Genomic DNA, 15895 nt, shown 5'->3' with positions numbered 1-15895 from the left:
ATATCGGAGGGGAATTACATGAAAGTAGGATTAGTTGGATTAGGAAAAATGGGCTTCAATTTGGGCCAGAATTTGCTGGATCATGGACATGAGGTTGTTGCATTTGATTTGAATGCACCTGCTGTAGAGGAAATGAAAGCTAAAGGTGCCAGTGGAGCAGTGACGCTCCCTGAGTTGGTACAACAATTGGAAACGCCTAGAATCATTTGGATTATGGTTCCACATCAGGTTGTGGACTCTGTCATTGCTGAGATCACACCTTTGTTATCAAAAGGAGATATCGTTATTGAAGCGGGCAATTCACATTATAAGGAATCCATTCGCCGATATGAGCAATTGAAGGAACATGGAATCAGCTTTATGGACGCAGGTACATCCGGAGGGATGGAAGGAGCGCGTAACGGCGCTTGTTACATGGTTGGTGGAGATCCTGAAGCTTGGGAGGTTGTGGAGCCCATCTTCCGTGATACAGCTGTGGAAAGCGGCTTTTTATATGCCGGCAAAGCTGGTAGTGGCCATTTTCTAAAAATGGTTCATAACGGTATCGAATACGGCATGATGGCTGCCATCGGTGAAGGCTTTGAGGTGCTGGAAAAGAGTGAGTTTGATTACAACTTTGAGGAAGTCGCTCGGGTGTGGAATCATGGATCTGTCATCCGTTCTTGGCTGATGGAACTGGTTGAACGTGCGTTCTCGAAAGATGCTAAATTGGATGAGATCAAAGGGATTATGCACTCCTCCGGAGAAGGCAGATGGACGCTCGAAACTGCATTTGATCTGCAAGCTGCAACACCAGTGATCGCGATGGCGTTATTAATGCGCTACCGTTCACTAGAGACCGATACCTTCACGGGTAAAGTAGTGGCTGCACTTCGGAATGAATTTGGTGGACATGCCGTTGAAACGAAGTAATTAATGTTAATCATTGGCCCGAATTTCCTCGCAATTCATTCTGCGGTGAGATTTGGGCTTTTGTTTTGCGAAAATTAATAAATGGAGAGAATAGATCGAGTACGACTTTAACCTTTTTAACATATTTTAGAGTTAGATGGGGAAATTACGATAAGGGGGGAGTTGACATGCGAAGCAGAATTCGAGAAAGACTTCATTTTCTGTATAAATTTCTGCATGCGCCCCGACAACTAGGAAGCGTTACTCCCAGTTCGCGCTGGCTGGCAAAAACGATGCTCGACATCATTCTGTGGCAACAAATGCATAATATAGCTGAGCTGGGTGCTGGTACTGGAGCCATCACAAGATTTATTCCAAGCGGGGAAGAGACCGGGATGAATGTGCTCCTGTTTGAGAAGGATCCTGATTTTCGTCATCAACTAAGACTTAAATTCCCTGACCGTATTTTTTTTAACGATTGCCTGCGGCTAAGGCTTGCGCTTCATAATAGAAGTTTGGAGAAGTTAGATTGCATTGTAAGCAGTTTGTCTTTTAGGAATTTCTCAGCCTCAGATCGGACGCTTTACATTGAGCAAATCATATCTTCTTTAAAAGAGGGCGGCTGGTTCATCACTTTTGAATATTTTCCTCAAATGAAGAAGGAATTAATGCAGCATTTTGATATTGTGAGTGTTAAATGGGTGCTGTTAAATTTCCCGCCAGCGCTTGTTTATATTTGTAGGAAGAAGGCTTCTACGCAAGTAAAGCAATCAGATCATATTCATTCTTCCATAGATGTAAAATCAATTTCTAGGGTTTCTACGGAAAGATGAGGATGAATAATACAACAAATGCCGTCACCCATAGCTCACTGGGGAACGGCATTTTTTAAATTAGGCTCAGTATGTTATTACCTCAGTTAATAGAGAACCTCAATATTGTCCTCGTTCAGACGTTTTAGCCAAGCTTCAGAAGGCTTACGGTCAGTAATCAAGAAATCAATATGGGCAAGCTCAACCAGCTTTGTAAAAGCAGTTTTATCGAATTTGGTATGATCCGCCAGGAGTATGACCTTATTAGCTTGTCGTAGCATGTACTTCTTGAGCTCACACTCCGGTTCGTTGGAATCTGTGATGCCTCGTTCCATATCCATTCCTTTGCAACTGATTACCGCTGTATCCACATTGTATCTTTGAATGGTGTCATGGGCTACCGGTCCTACCAGCGACAACGATCGGTAACGAAGTGAACCGCCAGTAGAGATGATATCCATCCCTGAATTCGAGAACTCATGCAAAATGTTAATAGAATTTGTGATGATGGTTAGATTGTTTTTGTTTCCCAGCAATTTTAGAAACTCAAAGGCTGTAGAGCTTGGATCTACCATTAATGTATCTCCATCATTGATTAAATCGAGCGCCTTCAAAGCGATTCCCCGTTTAATATCTGTATTCAAGGCATTACGTGTAACAAAAGGCAGATCCTCATTCGTATGGCGATTCAGCATAGCTCCGCCATAGGTACGACTAAGGATGCCATCCTTCTCTAGCTTCTCCAAATCTCTGCGTATCGTCTCTTCAGTGACCTCAAACATTTTACTTAGATCGGAGACTAGAACTCGTTTATCTTGATGGACGAGATCTATTATTTTTTTGCGTCTTTCGGCTGCAAGCATAGGAATCACCTTTCCAAAGCTATATTTTACAATCATAGCGCTTAATATCTGTGTTTTGCAATAAAAACAACTTAAAAACCTCTGTACTTTCCAATAATATTCACAAAACAGATATAAAACAAACAAAAACAACATAATTAATATTTAAAATGTTGACAACAAAGATCTAGGAGCATACGATGAAGAAGGAAATAATTCCCTTAGAGATTAATCGAGTTAGTGTGATGCAAGGCCGGCCCAGCTGCTATTCAGAGGCCAGCCTGAGGCGCAGCAGACGGAATACAACGATTATTGAACTCATTAGGAGGCTGGTCAAGCAATGAGCACGCATGTGTATTACGTTCCATCGATCAATATTATGGGCAAGGGATGCTTACAGGAGATTGGTCCTTACATTCAAGAACTTAATTTGAAGAAGGCACTTGTAGTTACAGACAAATTTCTTATGAAGAGCGGCATTGCCGGTAAATTGCTGGCGGTATTGGACGAAGCGGGGATTGAATATGCCATTTATGATGAAGTGAAGCCCAATCCGACCTGTAAAAATGTCCACGATGGCGTAGATTATCTCAAAGCGCAGAATTGTGATTCTCTGATTTCCATCGGCGGTGGGTCGCCACAGGATACTGCCAAAGCCATTGGTATCCTTGCCACAAATGGCGGTCACATCAAAGAATATGAGGGCGTACACAAGTCGAAACATAAATCGCTGCCGATCGTTGCTGTGAATACCACCGCAGGGACATCAGCTGAAGTCACTATTAATTATGTAATCACAGACGAAGAACGCAAAGTGAAGATGGTAATGGTGGATAAGAACAGTATTGCTACGATCTCAGTTAACGATCCAGAGCTTATGGTTGATAAACCCGCTGCACTTACGGCAGCAACAGGAATGGACGCTTTGACACATGCAATTGAGGCACTGGTAACGCCAGGGGCTTATCCGGTAACTGACGCTACGGCACTAGCCGCAGTGGAGATTATTTTCGCTAACTTGGCCCGTACTGTGAAGAATGGTCATGATATTGAGGCTCGTGAGCAAATGGTGTATGCGATTTTCCTAGGCGGACTTGCTTTCAATAATGCAGGGCTTGGTTATGTGCACGCGATGGCGCATCAGCTTGGCGGTGTATATGATCTGCCACATGGCGTATGTAACGCAATGCTACTCCCATATGTGGAAGAACAGAATGCCAAATATGTGCCTGAGAAATTCAGGGCTATTGCTAAAGCGATAGGGTTAAACGTTGAGAGTCAAACTGATAAGGAATGCGCGGACTTCGTAATTGAGTCGATCAAGGCGTTATCTAAAGAAGTAGGCATTCCATCTAAACTATCCGAGCTTGGAGTAGATGAGGTCGATCTTGATCTTTTAGCAAAGAACTCCATGAAGGACGCTTGTGCACCGGGTAATCCTTTTATTCCTACGAAGGAAGAAGTCATTGCACTATTCAAAAAAATACTATAACTCATCCCTTACTTTAGGAGATTCTTTATGAATAATCATATCGCCGTTGATATTGGTGCCTCTAGTGGGCGGTTAGTACGCGGAATACTGCAAGAGGGCGTCCTCACCTTAGAGGAGCTTCATCGGTTTAGCAATCGTTTTATAGAACAAGAGGATTCTTGTTTCTGGGACATAGATTATTTATTCGAGCAGATTATTATAGGGCTTCAGAAAGCCAAGGGGCAAGGCATTACAGCGTGTACGCTGGGGATAGATACATGGGCTGTAGATTATGTTCTTGTGGATGCAGAGGGAACCCGTATTCAAGAGGTTTACGCTTATCGTGATCGTAGAACTGATAAGGCTATGGAAGAGGTAGCTAAGCATATTTCTCCTCAAACTATATATGAAAAGACGGGTATTCAACAGTTATCATTTAATACGTTGTATCAGCTTTATGTTCACAGTGAAGAAGAAATAGCCAAAGCGGATCAAATCTTACTCGTGCCTGATTATTTGTATTACAGATTATCGGGTCGCAAGATCAATGAGGTTACTAACGCATCTTCAACTCAGCTATTGAATCTAGAGAGTCGAGATTTCGACGATGACCTGTTGGATTTTCTGAATATTAAAAGAGATCAATTCGCTACATTGACTGAACCTGGAGTAATTATTGGCCCCCTAGATGAAGCACTATTTCAGGAATATGATATTCCGGATTGCCAACTGATCTGTGTAGCCACACATGATACAGCTTCTGCAGTGCTTGGTGCTCCTCTTCAAAGAGACTCCGCGTATATCAGCAGTGGAACATGGTCATTGCTCGGTGTTGAACGAACTCAGCCACTCAATTTTATGATGGCCATGAAGGCCAATTACACCAATGAATGGGGCGCATACGGAACCTATAGATTCCTCAAAAATGTTATGGGCCTTTGGCTCATCCAAGAGGTTCGCAGGCTAATGGACGATCGTTATAGCTTTGCGGAACTAGCAGAGCTTGCACATGGAGAAGAAGGCTTCCGGAGCCTGATCTCCTGTAATGATCCAAGATTTCTCAATCCTTCAAATATGATAGAAGAGATTCGTAATGCCTGCGCAGAGAGCGGGCAGCCTGTTCCTGAGACGCCAGGTCAGTTGGCTCGCTGTATTTTTGACAGCTTGGCATTATCGTACCGTACTTACTTGGAAGAACTAGAAGAACTAATAGAAAGCCGAATCGAGATTCTGCAGATTGTGGGTGGAGGTGCTAACAACAGTCTGTTATGCCAACTGACTGCTGATGTTATAGGCAGAGAAGTTAAGGCTGGCCCAACGGAATCCACAGCACTTGGTAATATAGTGGTGCAGATGATTAGCACGGGAAGCATAACTGATATTAATGAAGCAAGAGATATTATCGCTGAATCATTTGAGATAAAGTCGTATACACCGCGCCCGATCGCTCATCTTGAAGACATTCTAAATCGCTGGAAAGAGCTTCAGTTGTCCAAAATACAACATCAAATCTAATTAAACTTATGCTACATGATTTTAGGAGGAACTACAGCATGGATCAGAGTATTATCACTAGCTATAATGAAGCCAAAAAATTATACGCAGCCCATGGGGTCGATGTGGAGAAAGTGCTGGAGCGGCTCGCGCAAATTAAGATTTCCATCCATTGCTGGCAGGGCGATGATGTACAAGGGTTTCTTTTTAAAGATAAAGAACTAAGCGGGGGAATAGCAGTAACAGGAAGTTATCCCGGTCGAGCTGGCACGCCAGATCAATTGCGCCAAGATTTAGAAAAGGCATTATCCCTCATTCCAGGCAAGCACAAAGTAAATTTACATGCGATCTATGCAGATACAGATGAAAAAGTTGATTTAGATGAATTGGAGCCACGCCATTTCCAATCTTGGGTAGACTGGGCGAAGGAGCGGGGGCTGGGACTTGATTTTAACCCTACTTGTTTCTCACATCCTAAAGCTGCAGACGGTTTTACGCTAAGTCACTCGGACGATGAGATTCGTAACTTCTGGATTAAGCATTGTAAGGCTTCTCGGACGATTGCCGAGCATTTTGGTAAAGAACTCGGTCAACCTTGCGTGACTAACTTTTGGGTACCAGACGGATATAAAGATACACCAGTCGATCGTTTAGCTCCAAGAGTACGGTTAAAAGAGTCACTGGATGAGATTTTTAGTGTGGAAATAGATCCTCTCTATAATATTGATGCTGTAGAAAGTAAATTGTTCGGAATCGGTTCTGAGAGTTATGTGGTTGGTTCACATGAGTTCTATATGGGCTATGGTTTAACTCGCGGCAAAGCTATCTGTTTGGATGCCGGACATTTCCATCCTACTGAGATGATCTCAAATAAGCTATCTTCGATTCTTATGTTTAGTGAGCAGCTGCTGCTGCATGTAAGCAGACCCGTCCGTTGGGACAGTGACCACGTTGTAACTATGGACGACGAGCTGCTAGAAATCGCCCGTGAATTGGTACGTGGGGATTTACTCTCCCGAACGAATATCGGACTTGATTTCTTTGATGGCAGTATTAATCATATCGCTGCTTGGGTGATTGGTACACGCAATACCATTAAGGCGTTACTTCGAGCAATGCTCGAACCGGTGGAAGAATTGAAGCGAATCGAGCGGATAGGTGATTACACTTCACGACTAGCGTTGGTGGAAGAATTCAAATCGTATCCGTTTGGAGCCGTGTGGGATTATTATTGTGCATCGCAAGATACACCCGTTCGGGAGCAATGGCTGGCTGAAGTTAAGCGTTATGAGCAGGAAGTTCTGTCTGCAAGATAGAGTGTTAGAGTGGATGTGGAGAGCAACATATACAAAGGAGAGATTGACAATGAGTACATCTGTATTAGAATCCAAAGGGTATATTGCCAGTAGTGAGGCTCCATTTATTCAGGAAATGTCAGAGATTACCCGTCATATGTGGGAGCTTGGCTGGGATGAGCTGAATGGCGGTAATGTCAGCTATCTGCTGGATGAGAATGAGGTTGCTAAATATATTAACGTTCTAGAGCCACTACGCACCATTAAACTTACGTTCCCTGTAAAAGAATTAGCCGGCAAATACTTCATCGTGACAGGTTCTGGCAAGTATTTTAGAAATGTGATCAAAGACCCGGAAGCCAATCTCGGTGTGCTTCGTGTTAGTGCCAATGGTGAAAGCGTAGAAGTGTTATGGGGATTGCGAAACGGGGCTGTACCTACTAGTGAATTGGCTTCCCATTTCATGAGCCATATTGAGCGACTGAAGGTGGACCCTACGCACCGTATCGTACTGCATACACATGCTACGAATGTTATCGCGATGACCTTCACGCATGATCTGGATGAATTGAAGTTTACGAAGACGCTTTGGGAAATGTGCACAGAGTGCCTTGTTGTTTTCCCGGATGGCGTTAGTGTCATTCCATGGATTGTTCCTGGCAGCAGTGAAATCGGCCGTGAAACCGCGAAGAAAATGAAGGATCACCGCCTAGTGATCTGGCCGCAGCACGGGATTTTCGGCACTGGCTCCACTATGGATGCCACCTTTGGTCTAGTAGAGACTGTAGAAAAGGCTGCTACGATCTACAACCTGATTGGTGGAAGAGAAATTAAGCAAAAGATCACAGATCAGCAACTGTGGGATTTAGCTAAGGCGTTCGGAGTAACTCCAAAAGCTGGTATTCTTGAGGTTTAGGAAGTTCGTAATGGGATGAAAACCGGGCGTTCGCAGATTTAGCGGGGTCCGGTTTTTTTATGATTTTTTCCTACATAAAGATCTTAAAAATTTGCATTTTCCATCTTCTGGGGAGATAATTAGCCTTACTTAAAGTAATCAAATAATCAATTGGAGGTAATATGTATGAACACTGAGCTATTATTTTCACCTATTCAAGTGGGGAATCTTTCGCTGTCAAACCGAATCGTCATGGCGCCGATGACTCGCGTATACTCACCGGATGGTGTACCAGGAAGTAATGTTGCCGCATATTACCGTAGACGGGCAGAAGGTGGAGTAGGATTGATCGTTACCGAAGGTACAGCTATTAATCATCCTTCGGCAGTCAGCCACGCCAATATTCCCAATATACATGAAGAAGCAGCTTTAGAGGGCTGGAAGCAGGTAATAGAAGAAGTTCACGCAGCTGGAGGTAAGATCATCCCCCAATTATGGCATGTGGGAATGGCGCGAACTATAGGGGAAGGTCCAAATGTTGAAGCCCTTCCTATTGGCCCTTCTGGTCTGAATTTAGCAGGAGAACCTGTGACAGAGCCACTTACTACAGCTGAAGTTGAAAGCTTAGTCTCAGCATTTGCTCAAGCAGCAGCGAACGCGAAAAAAGTGGGTTTTGATGGTATCGAGATTCATGGTGCACATGGTTATCTGATAGACCAGTTCTTCTGGGAAGGAACGAACAAACGTACCGATCGTTACGGTGGCGATTTGGTTGGTAGAACTACATTTGCAGTAGAGGTTATTGAAGCGTGCCGTAAAGCGGTTGGGCCAGATTTTCCGATCGTGCTACGCTTTTCTCAATGGAAATTGGGTGCCTATGATGAGAAGCTGGCAAAAAATGCAGATGAGCTCGAAAGATTCCTTACTCCACTTAGCGATGCTGGCGTTGATATTTTCCACTGCTCCACTCGTCGCTTCAGCCAACCTGAATTTGAGGGATCTGAGCTTAATCTCGCAGGGTGGACCAAGAAAATCACAGGGAAACCATCAATTACGGTGGGTTCTATCGGTCTTCACAGTGATTTTTTTGCAGAAGACTCAGCTCAGAAGACAGAAGATAACATTAATGAATTACTAGAAAGAATGGACCGTGAGGAATTTGATTTGGTTGCTGTGGGCAGAGCATTAATTAGCGATCCGGCTTGGCCTGCCAAAGTACAAAGTGGAGCAATAGACGAGATCATTCCATTCACGGCTGAATCGACAAAAACTCTATACTAACGGGACAGAACAGCGGGTTATGGACAGCTCTGTTTTTAGAATAATTTTCATTAAGGGCTAATATTATCATAGATATTAAAAAGCGTAATAGGTAAGGAGGATATGGGTTGATAGATATCACAGAAGTCTTCATAGATACTCTAGCACCGAACAGTGCAGCAATTAAGAACGGGCAAGGACTAGTTAAGAAGAGACGATTCGTCCAATTGAATCAGTCGGAAGACGGCGTGGTTCTGTTTGGTGAATGTGGTGGTAGCGGTAGCAGCAACTATTATCCTTCTGCTGATTTTGTTGTTTCTGACAAACCGGTGATGCGTTGTACTTGTCCAAGTAGGCAGATTCCTTGCAAGCATGTCCTCGGATTGCTATATGCCTATGTAGGCAAGGAGACTTTCGTATCTGCAACGATACCTGAAGATCTTGCTCTTAAACGAGAGAAGATGAGTAAGCGTGAAGAACGAAAATCTGAGCTTGCTGCGGAAGGGGCTAATGTTAAGCCCAAGAAAGTGAACAAGTCCGCACTTAAGAAAAAGATTGGAGCTCAACTGGAGGGCTTGGCTGTACTGGAGAAATTGACCCAATCGCTTATACGTGCAGGACTTGGAACAATAGACGCCAAAGGTGTAAAGGATATTCAGGTGCACGTGAAGATGATGGGCAATTATTATTTAACTGGTGCACAAATTGAATTAAGACGATTAGCTTTATTGCTCTCTTCTTCTGACAATCGTGAGAAAACTTATTCATTAGCAATAGAGCAGCTAACCCGAATTCATGCGTTCATTAAGAAAGGGCGCGCTCATTTAACAATGAAGCTGGAAGATCCGGATATGTCTTTGAATCATGAATCTACGATTGAAGAATGGCTTGGTCATGCTTGGCAGCTAACGGAGCTTAAGGAATGCGGTCTGATGAGTTCGGATGTAGAGCTGATCCAGCTTTCATTCCTCAGCTATGATGATGAAGCCAGACAGGAATATGTAGACCTCGGCTACTGGATAGAAAAATCTACAGGTGATATACATCGTACGCTCCAATATCGTCCTTATAAAGCAGCTAAGTATATTCATGAAGAAGATAGCTTTACTGATGTTGCACTTATTCCTTCTTTCTATCGTTATCCTGGTGACCGGAACCGGAGAGTTCGTTTCGAGAATATGTCAACACGGCCTCTGACTAATCAGGATGTAGAGTGGATCGTTTCTAAGGCAGTTCATTCTTATTCCGACAGCTTCAAGCAGATAAAAAATCAGTTGAAGAATCCGCTAGCGGACAAGAATCCTGTGTTGCTGCTGCATGTGAATAAGATTAGCAAATCGCAGCAAGATCAGTTCGTCATTACGGACGAATCGGGCCAGCATTTGGTGTTAGACCAAATAGTAGCACTCGAGCAGGATACACTTGCACTGTTACAATACTTTACACTCGAAGAATTATCGGATACTACGATGCTGCTTATGTTTGAACATCAACTCGATACAGGACGATTGAAAGCACAACCGTTAACCCTTATCAAAGGGATGGAGATGATCCGTCTATTATATTAAGAAAATTAAGAAAGCATAAGTTTCACATAAACTTTGGGAGGAATATCCATGAGTACAGCTTTACTACAAGAGCTTCATCAAGAAGTAAACCGGCTGTATATAGCTGGCAGTGAGCTCGCTGCTGAGGATTTCCGCTTAAAGCGGCTATTGCCACAGTTTCAACAGTTAGGTGAACGTGCTCCCATATTCAAAAGGTTAGGAGAGGGACTCGTTGCGGTCATTGAACCAGATCATTCCGAGGGATCTTCCTCTGCTCAGAACCTACAGGAGCTCAGTGTGCTGCTTAGCTCGGTGCTATATACACAGGGGGCGACTTCGCCTGATGGTGAACTGCTTGAGGTGGAAGTCCATCCGGTGAGATTGCCTACTCAGTTCTCATATCGTAAGCTGTCAGCGGTACAGACGGCATTAAAGACTCGTGGGGGAGGACGATATGAGATTATCAAGGAAGCTTTTGAGACAGGATTGTTTCAAGATCTTCGAATGTTTCATCCCGCGTTAGCAGCTCTCCAAGATCCATATGTTGAGATCGCCGAGCTTGTGATGAAGCAGATCCTGCCAGCTTATGGGCCTCAGATTATTCCGATCCTTATCGATCAATTTGATCCTGCTGGAGGAATAGTAGAGACGAGAAAGCTGTACGTGATCGCAGTATTAGGTGGTGATAGCGTTCAGGATCTGATCTATCAAGCTGCAGATTCAGGATCAGAAGATGTTCGAGCCATGGCTATTTCTCTGCTCGCAGGTCAGGGACAATTTGAAATCGAATTACTGGCTTGGAGTACAGATAAGAAGAAAAAGATTCGCGAAGCTGCCTATAATGCGCTGGCTAAGAGCGACTCGGTAAATGCGGTGAATCGGCTGCATGAGGCATTTACGGGAAAAGATAGTGAACTTGTAGTTCCTGCATTGAGACAATGTCAAGCCCAAGAGCTCACAAAACGACTTGTTGTAGAGTTATCAGATATGCTTCAAACCGTCTCAGAGATTATGGGCGATACGAAGAAAAAAGACGGATTATGGAATAAGGTAGTCCAGTATCTTCGGGTTTTATCTTACAAACGCAGTCCTGAACTAGAGAAACTATATTTTAATGTTCTCGAGCAGTATCCATTATATATGAATCAGCTAAAGTGGAATTCATTGATCGAGGAAGCAAACTCCTATTTTAGACAGATAGATTCTATCGAAGCGAGACGTATATTACAGCAAACACTTGAGCGTGATCTTGTCTACTATAGAAACAATAGAAGATATGTGAATGATGTTTTTAAAGATGCGTATCTCTACTTGTCACCAGAGCGTGTGTATGAACAATATGTTGAAGTTCTAAACCATTATGCGCCATCTTCAACTAGCCATGCTTCTTCAATGGCGCAGCAACTGCTACGCACCATATCTGAAGTTGTAGTTCAAAGATATCATGGAACTTATGATGCAGTTTGGAATTCACCTGTAGACCTGATTCAATATATGTATAAGGTCGAAATGCAGCCGCCCGAGGTACTGGCTGTTCAATGGGATTCACGGTGGCTTGACGCTTTTATAGAGCTGGATCAATACGAACTGGTAAGTGCCTTTGCAAGGCCGGGACATGCCGAAGCAATGCAGTATTTGCTTCGTAAATTGACCGATAATCCTGAATTCCGACATCGGTTTTCCAATATTCTCTTGATGGGTTTAGCGCGTACAGGGATAAGTAAACAACGCTTGCAAGAAGCTCTCCTAGTGGCTTTGGAAGATGATAGAAATACAGAATGTCGATTAATTGAACCGTATACGTTTGAACATCTATGTCAGCTTCCAGCGAGTTGTGCGAGTCGAATAATAACTGTTCTACCTCGATTTAGTGAGGTTGCAGAAGAACAACTTGAGTATGTCATTCGTCTCATGCAAGGATCATCAAACCCAATAGAAGAGGTGTAGCTACTGATGAGTCAAGAACTATTACAAGATATTATGAGGCTTCCAGCAGAAAGATTGTATGAGCATGAGTTGGAAGCACTTCGTAAAGCGGACACAGGTAAGGTTCCAGCAGGATGGCAGATGTCGCCCCAATCTGTACTGAAGTTTATCGTTGGCGGTAAAGCAGGGAGTACCGAGATTACACCTAAGTACATTGGTAACAAGCGATTAATAGAGATGGCGATAGCCACGCTGGTAACTGATCGTGCGCTGCTGTTAATCGGTGAGCCGGGTACAGCAAAGTCATGGTTATCTGAGAATTTATCAGCTGCTATATATGGACAATCAGGACTTGTCGTACAAGGTACTGCGGGTACGAGTGAAGAGCAGGTGCGCTATTCGTGGAACTACGCAATGCTGCTGGCACAAGGCCCTACGGCGGAAGCGCTAGTGAAGAGCCCCATTATGCGAGCGATGGAGGATGGCGGCATTGCACGTTTTGAGGAGATATCTCGTTGTGCATCTGAGGTACAGGATGCGTTGATATCCATCTTATCGGAGAAGACGATATCCGTTCCTGAGCTAGGTAAGGAGATGAGTGCGCGCAAAGGCTTCTCGATCATTGCAACAGCTAATACGAGAGACCGTGGTGTAAATGACATGTCAACTGCCTTGAAGCGACGGTTTAATATCATCGTCCTTCCAGCCCCTGCGGATTTGTATACTGAAGTTGAGATTGTGAAGAAACGGGTTCGTGAAATTGCCTCTTCCTACGATTTGCAAGCGGCGCTCCCTGCAGATGAAGCTTTACATAAGGTCGTGACCATCTTCCGTGAGTTGCGTAGCGGGATGACATTGGATAAGAAGGAGAAGGTGAAGTCTCCAGCAGGTGTGATTTCCACAGCTGAAGCGATTTCGCTCTTAACGAATAGTATGGCGCTGGCCGCAAGCTTCGGTAATGGAGAACTGACGGACGAAGATCTGGCCGCAGGGCTGCAAGGTGCCATTGTGAAAGATGATGATAAGGATCAACTTGTCTGGAGAGAGTATCTAGACAATATTATGAAGAAACGTGGCGCAGATTGGCGGGGGTTATATACGGCTTGTAAGGAGATGAACTAGTGGAGAGCGAAACTACTGGAGCAGGCGTGCATATTTTTGGGGTGCGGCATTTGTCTCCTGGTGGTGCGCAGCATCTATTGAGCTTTCTTCATGAAATAGAGCCCACAGCTGTGTTAATTGAGGGTCCATCGGATGCCACACCTGAGATTCGCCATGTCATCAACATGACAACCAAACCTCCTATTGCCATTCTAGCTTTTACGGAGGAAGTTCCTGTGCGTACAGCCTTATGGCCGCTTGCGCTATATTCCCCCGAATATCAAGCGATGAGATGGGCGGAGCAGCAAGGGGCTTATACAGCTTTTATAGATTTACCTTCATCAGTGGTCATCGCGTTACAGGATATACGAACCAAAAGTAGAGATTCTGTTGAACAGAGCGATGAATCTGAAGTTAACAATACAGTTGAGAAGGCTCCTGAAGAAGCATCTCTATATGATAGAGTAGCTGAGCTGGCTGGTGAGCTTGATTATGATATGTATTGGGAGCGCAATTTCGAACACAACACTAACAAGGGTGCATATCAGGAAGCAATTATTTCCTTCTCATCCCAAATGCGTCAGATTTCTGAAGAAAATGAGAGACATAACAACGTAATAGAATATGCACACAATACTATACGTGAAGCTTATATGCGTCGTCAGATTCAGGATACAATCGCTGCTGGCCATCAACCAAATAAGATCGTTGTTGTATGTGGAGCATACCATGCAGCGGCGCTTGCTGATCTGGCATCTGGTATGTCAGATGAGGAGATAGATGCTCTTCCTTCTCTAAATTCGAAGCTAACACTTATGCCCTACACGTACTATAAGTTATCTTCTTTGTCTGGCTATGGAGCAGGTAACCTCGCTCCTCATTATTATCAAATGATGTGGGAACGTATGATGAATGGCTCACTTGAAGACTTGCCGAATCATTATCTGTCTACCGTAGCCAGATACTTGCGTAATACAGGGACACACCGTTCCACAGCGGAAATTATCGAAGCCGTTCGCTTAGCTGAATCATTAGCTGCCCTTCACGGTGGAAGTGCTCCGACGTTAAGAGATCTAAGAGATGCTGCGCTGACTTTACTGGGGCGTGGAGAGCTTAGTGTGATCGCTGAAGCTCTTGCTCGTACAGATATCGGTACTGCTATTGGTGAGCTGGCAGAGGGGATCAGTCAGACGCCGATTCAAGATGATCTGAATCGGCAATTAAAGCGCTTGAAGCTTGAGAAATATAAAACCCCAGTGGCAAATGATCTTGAACTAGATCTCCGAGAGAACCGAAGAGTGTCTTCTGAGGAAGCTGCTTATTTAGACTTAAATCGTTCCTTTCTTTTTCATAGGCTCAGATTACTTGGGATCGATCTAGTGAACATAAGAGCAAGTGGTCAGACTGGCGCAACGTGGGCAGAGCATTGGGTAATGAAGTGGTCTCCTGAAGTTGAGATCCAGGTCGTTGAATCTACGCTACTTGGGGAAACAATTGAGATTGCTTCAGCTTATGTATTGCAACAAAAATTAGATGGCAGCAGTACCATTGCGGAAGCGTCAGCACTTATTCGAACGGCTTATGAGTGTGGAATGATACACCAGATGGAAGCGGGACGGCAGACGCTTCAGCGTCTAGCTGTTGATACTCGAGATGTGGTGCAGATTGCTGCTTCCATTCATGAGTTATCACTTCTGATTCAGTATGGCGATGTTCGACGGATCGATACCAAGCCGCTCATTCCTTTGCTTGAACAACTGTTCAGACGAGCCTGTCTGTTCTTGCTGGATGCGAGCCAATGTAACGATGAGGCTTCAGGTGAGATGCTAAAAGCTATGAACATACTGAATCAGGCAGCAATTGAACATAGTGTGGAAGTAGATGAGCAGTTGTGGATACAAGAGCTGAAACACTTGTCAGAGAGGGATGACTGCAATCCGCGTTTATCTGGAGTGGCGTGTTCCATTTTATTGGAGCGTAATGTGATGACTGCACAGCAATGTTCAGAAGAAGTATCGAGGCGCCTGTCGCCAGGTATACCCGCAGAACTTGGAGCAGGCTGGTTCGAAGGGATGTCTATGCGTAATCGATATGTACTGTTGTCTCGATTAAGTCTGTGGGAACAATTGAATGAGTATATTAATTCATTAGATGATGAAGAATTTGTACGTGCATTAGTGTTTTTACGGCGTGCTTTCAGCACCTTTGAACGAAGAGAAAAGACGATGATTGCCGAACTTCTAGGGGAGTTGTGGGGTGTGAACACCGAGCAGGCTGCTGAGATTCTGACGGGTGAGCTGAAGGAGGCCGAAGCGAAGATGATTGAGGATTTGAATGAATTTGACTTTGGAGATATATGAC

General features: G+C 44.2%; 12 protein-coding genes. 11 read left to right on the top strand and 1 reads right to left on the bottom strand.

What is annotated here, in order from left to right; genetic code table 11:
• Positions 1-18 precede the first annotated feature (18 nt).
• Positions 19-912 (top strand): phosphogluconate dehydrogenase (NAD(+)-dependent, decarboxylating), encoded by an 894-nt coding sequence (gnd, locus tag MKY52_RS29690; RefSeq protein ID WP_042188983.1) that lies wholly within the window; start codon positions 19-21, stop codon positions 910-912.
• Between the two features lie 167 nt (positions 913-1079).
• On the top strand, positions 1080-1724 hold the full coding sequence (locus MKY52_RS29685; protein WP_341055443.1) for a class I SAM-dependent methyltransferase: 645 nt from the start codon (positions 1080-1082) through the stop codon (positions 1722-1724).
• A gap of 86 nt (positions 1725-1810) precedes the next feature.
• On the opposite strand, the gene MKY52_RS29680 is transcribed toward MKY52_RS29685, so the two are convergent.
• On the bottom strand, positions 1811-2566 hold the full coding sequence (locus tag MKY52_RS29680; RefSeq protein WP_076283464.1) for a DeoR/GlpR family DNA-binding transcription regulator: 756 nt from the start codon (positions 2564-2566) through the stop codon (positions 1811-1813).
• Positions 2567-2885: 319 nt separating this feature from the next.
• On the opposite strand from MKY52_RS29680, the gene MKY52_RS29675 reads away from it, so the two are divergent.
• The 9 genes from MKY52_RS29675 (at position 2886) to MKY52_RS29635 (ending at position 15894) form a co-directional block, all read left to right on the top strand.
• Complete coding sequence (locus tag MKY52_RS29675; protein ID WP_341055441.1) at positions 2886-4037, top strand: iron-containing alcohol dehydrogenase; 1152 nt, start codon at positions 2886-2888, stop codon at positions 4035-4037.
• Positions 4038-4064: 27 nt separating this feature from the next.
• Positions 4065-5531 (top strand): rhamnulokinase, encoded by a 1467-nt coding sequence (gene rhaB, locus MKY52_RS29670; protein WP_341055439.1) that lies wholly within the window; start codon positions 4065-4067, stop codon positions 5529-5531.
• Positions 5532-5569: 38 nt separating this feature from the next.
• A complete protein-coding gene (rhaA, locus tag MKY52_RS29665; protein WP_341055437.1) occupies positions 5570-6826 on the top strand; it encodes an L-rhamnose isomerase in 1257 nt (418 codons plus the stop codon).
• Between the two features lie 49 nt (positions 6827-6875).
• Positions 6876-7721 (top strand): rhamnulose-1-phosphate aldolase, encoded by an 846-nt coding sequence (gene rhaD / locus MKY52_RS29660; protein WP_042128469.1) that lies wholly within the window; start codon positions 6876-6878, stop codon positions 7719-7721.
• A 165-nt stretch (positions 7722-7886) separates the two neighbouring features.
• Positions 7887-8981 (top strand): NADH:flavin oxidoreductase, encoded by a 1095-nt coding sequence (locus MKY52_RS29655; protein WP_341055435.1) that lies wholly within the window; start codon positions 7887-7889, stop codon positions 8979-8981.
• Between the two features lie 107 nt (positions 8982-9088).
• The gene (locus tag MKY52_RS29650; protein ID WP_341055432.1) at positions 9089-10528 is read left to right on the top strand and encodes an SWIM zinc finger family protein; all 1440 of its coding nucleotides are present in this window, start codon (positions 9089-9091) and stop codon (positions 10526-10528) included.
• 48 nt (positions 10529-10576) lie between these two features.
• Positions 10577-12454: a HEAT repeat domain-containing protein gene (locus tag MKY52_RS29645; RefSeq protein ID WP_341055430.1), complete on the top strand. Its 1878-nt coding sequence runs from the start codon at positions 10577-10579 to the stop codon at positions 12452-12454.
• A gap of 6 nt (positions 12455-12460) precedes the next feature.
• Entirely contained in the window at positions 12461-13555 is a 1095-nt protein-coding gene (locus MKY52_RS29640; RefSeq protein WP_149647188.1) for an ATP-binding protein, read from the top strand.
• Positions 13555-15894 carry a DUF5682 family protein gene (locus MKY52_RS29635; RefSeq protein ID WP_341055427.1) on the top strand — a complete coding sequence of 780 codons (2340 nt, stop codon included), beginning with the start codon at positions 13555-13557 and terminating at the stop codon, positions 15892-15894. The genes MKY52_RS29640 and MKY52_RS29635 overlap by 1 nt, the downstream gene beginning before the upstream one ends.
• Position 15895 lies beyond the last annotated feature (1 nt).

This window comes from Paenibacillus sp. FSL P4-0184, assembly GCF_038004625.1.
Lineage (GTDB): Bacteria > Bacillota > Bacilli > Paenibacillales > Paenibacillaceae > Paenibacillus_AQ.
Note: the sequence above shows the minus strand (reverse complement) of the source record. Positions and strands in the feature narration are given on the sequence as shown.

Bases quoted from the DNA above. Each gene is read 5' to 3' on its own strand.
- MKY52_RS29680 (WP_076283464.1), bottom strand. From the start codon at position 2,566: ATGCTTGCAGCCGAAAGACGCAAAAAAATAATAGATCTCGTCCATCAA.
- MKY52_RS29645 (WP_341055430.1), top strand. From the start codon at position 10,577: ATGAGTACAGCTTTACTACAAGAGCTTCATCAAGAAGTAAACCGGCTG.
- MKY52_RS29655 (WP_341055435.1), top strand. From the start codon at position 7,887: ATGAACACTGAGCTATTATTTTCACCTATTCAAGTGGGGAATCTTTCG.
- MKY52_RS29685 (WP_341055443.1), top strand. From the start codon at position 1,080: ATGCGAAGCAGAATTCGAGAAAGACTTCATTTTCTGTATAAATTTCTG.
- rhaA (WP_341055437.1), top strand. From the start codon at position 5,570: ATGGATCAGAGTATTATCACTAGCTATAATGAAGCCAAAAAATTATAC.
- rhaD (WP_042128469.1), top strand. From the start codon at position 6,876: ATGAGTACATCTGTATTAGAATCCAAAGGGTATATTGCCAGTAGTGAG.
- MKY52_RS29640 (WP_149647188.1), top strand. From the start codon at position 12,461: ATGAGTCAAGAACTATTACAAGATATTATGAGGCTTCCAGCAGAAAGA.
- rhaB (WP_341055439.1), top strand. From the start codon at position 4,065: ATGAATAATCATATCGCCGTTGATATTGGTGCCTCTAGTGGGCGGTTA.
- gnd (WP_042188983.1), top strand. From the start codon at position 19: ATGAAAGTAGGATTAGTTGGATTAGGAAAAATGGGCTTCAATTTGGGC.
- MKY52_RS29675 (WP_341055441.1), top strand. From the start codon at position 2,886: ATGAGCACGCATGTGTATTACGTTCCATCGATCAATATTATGGGCAAG.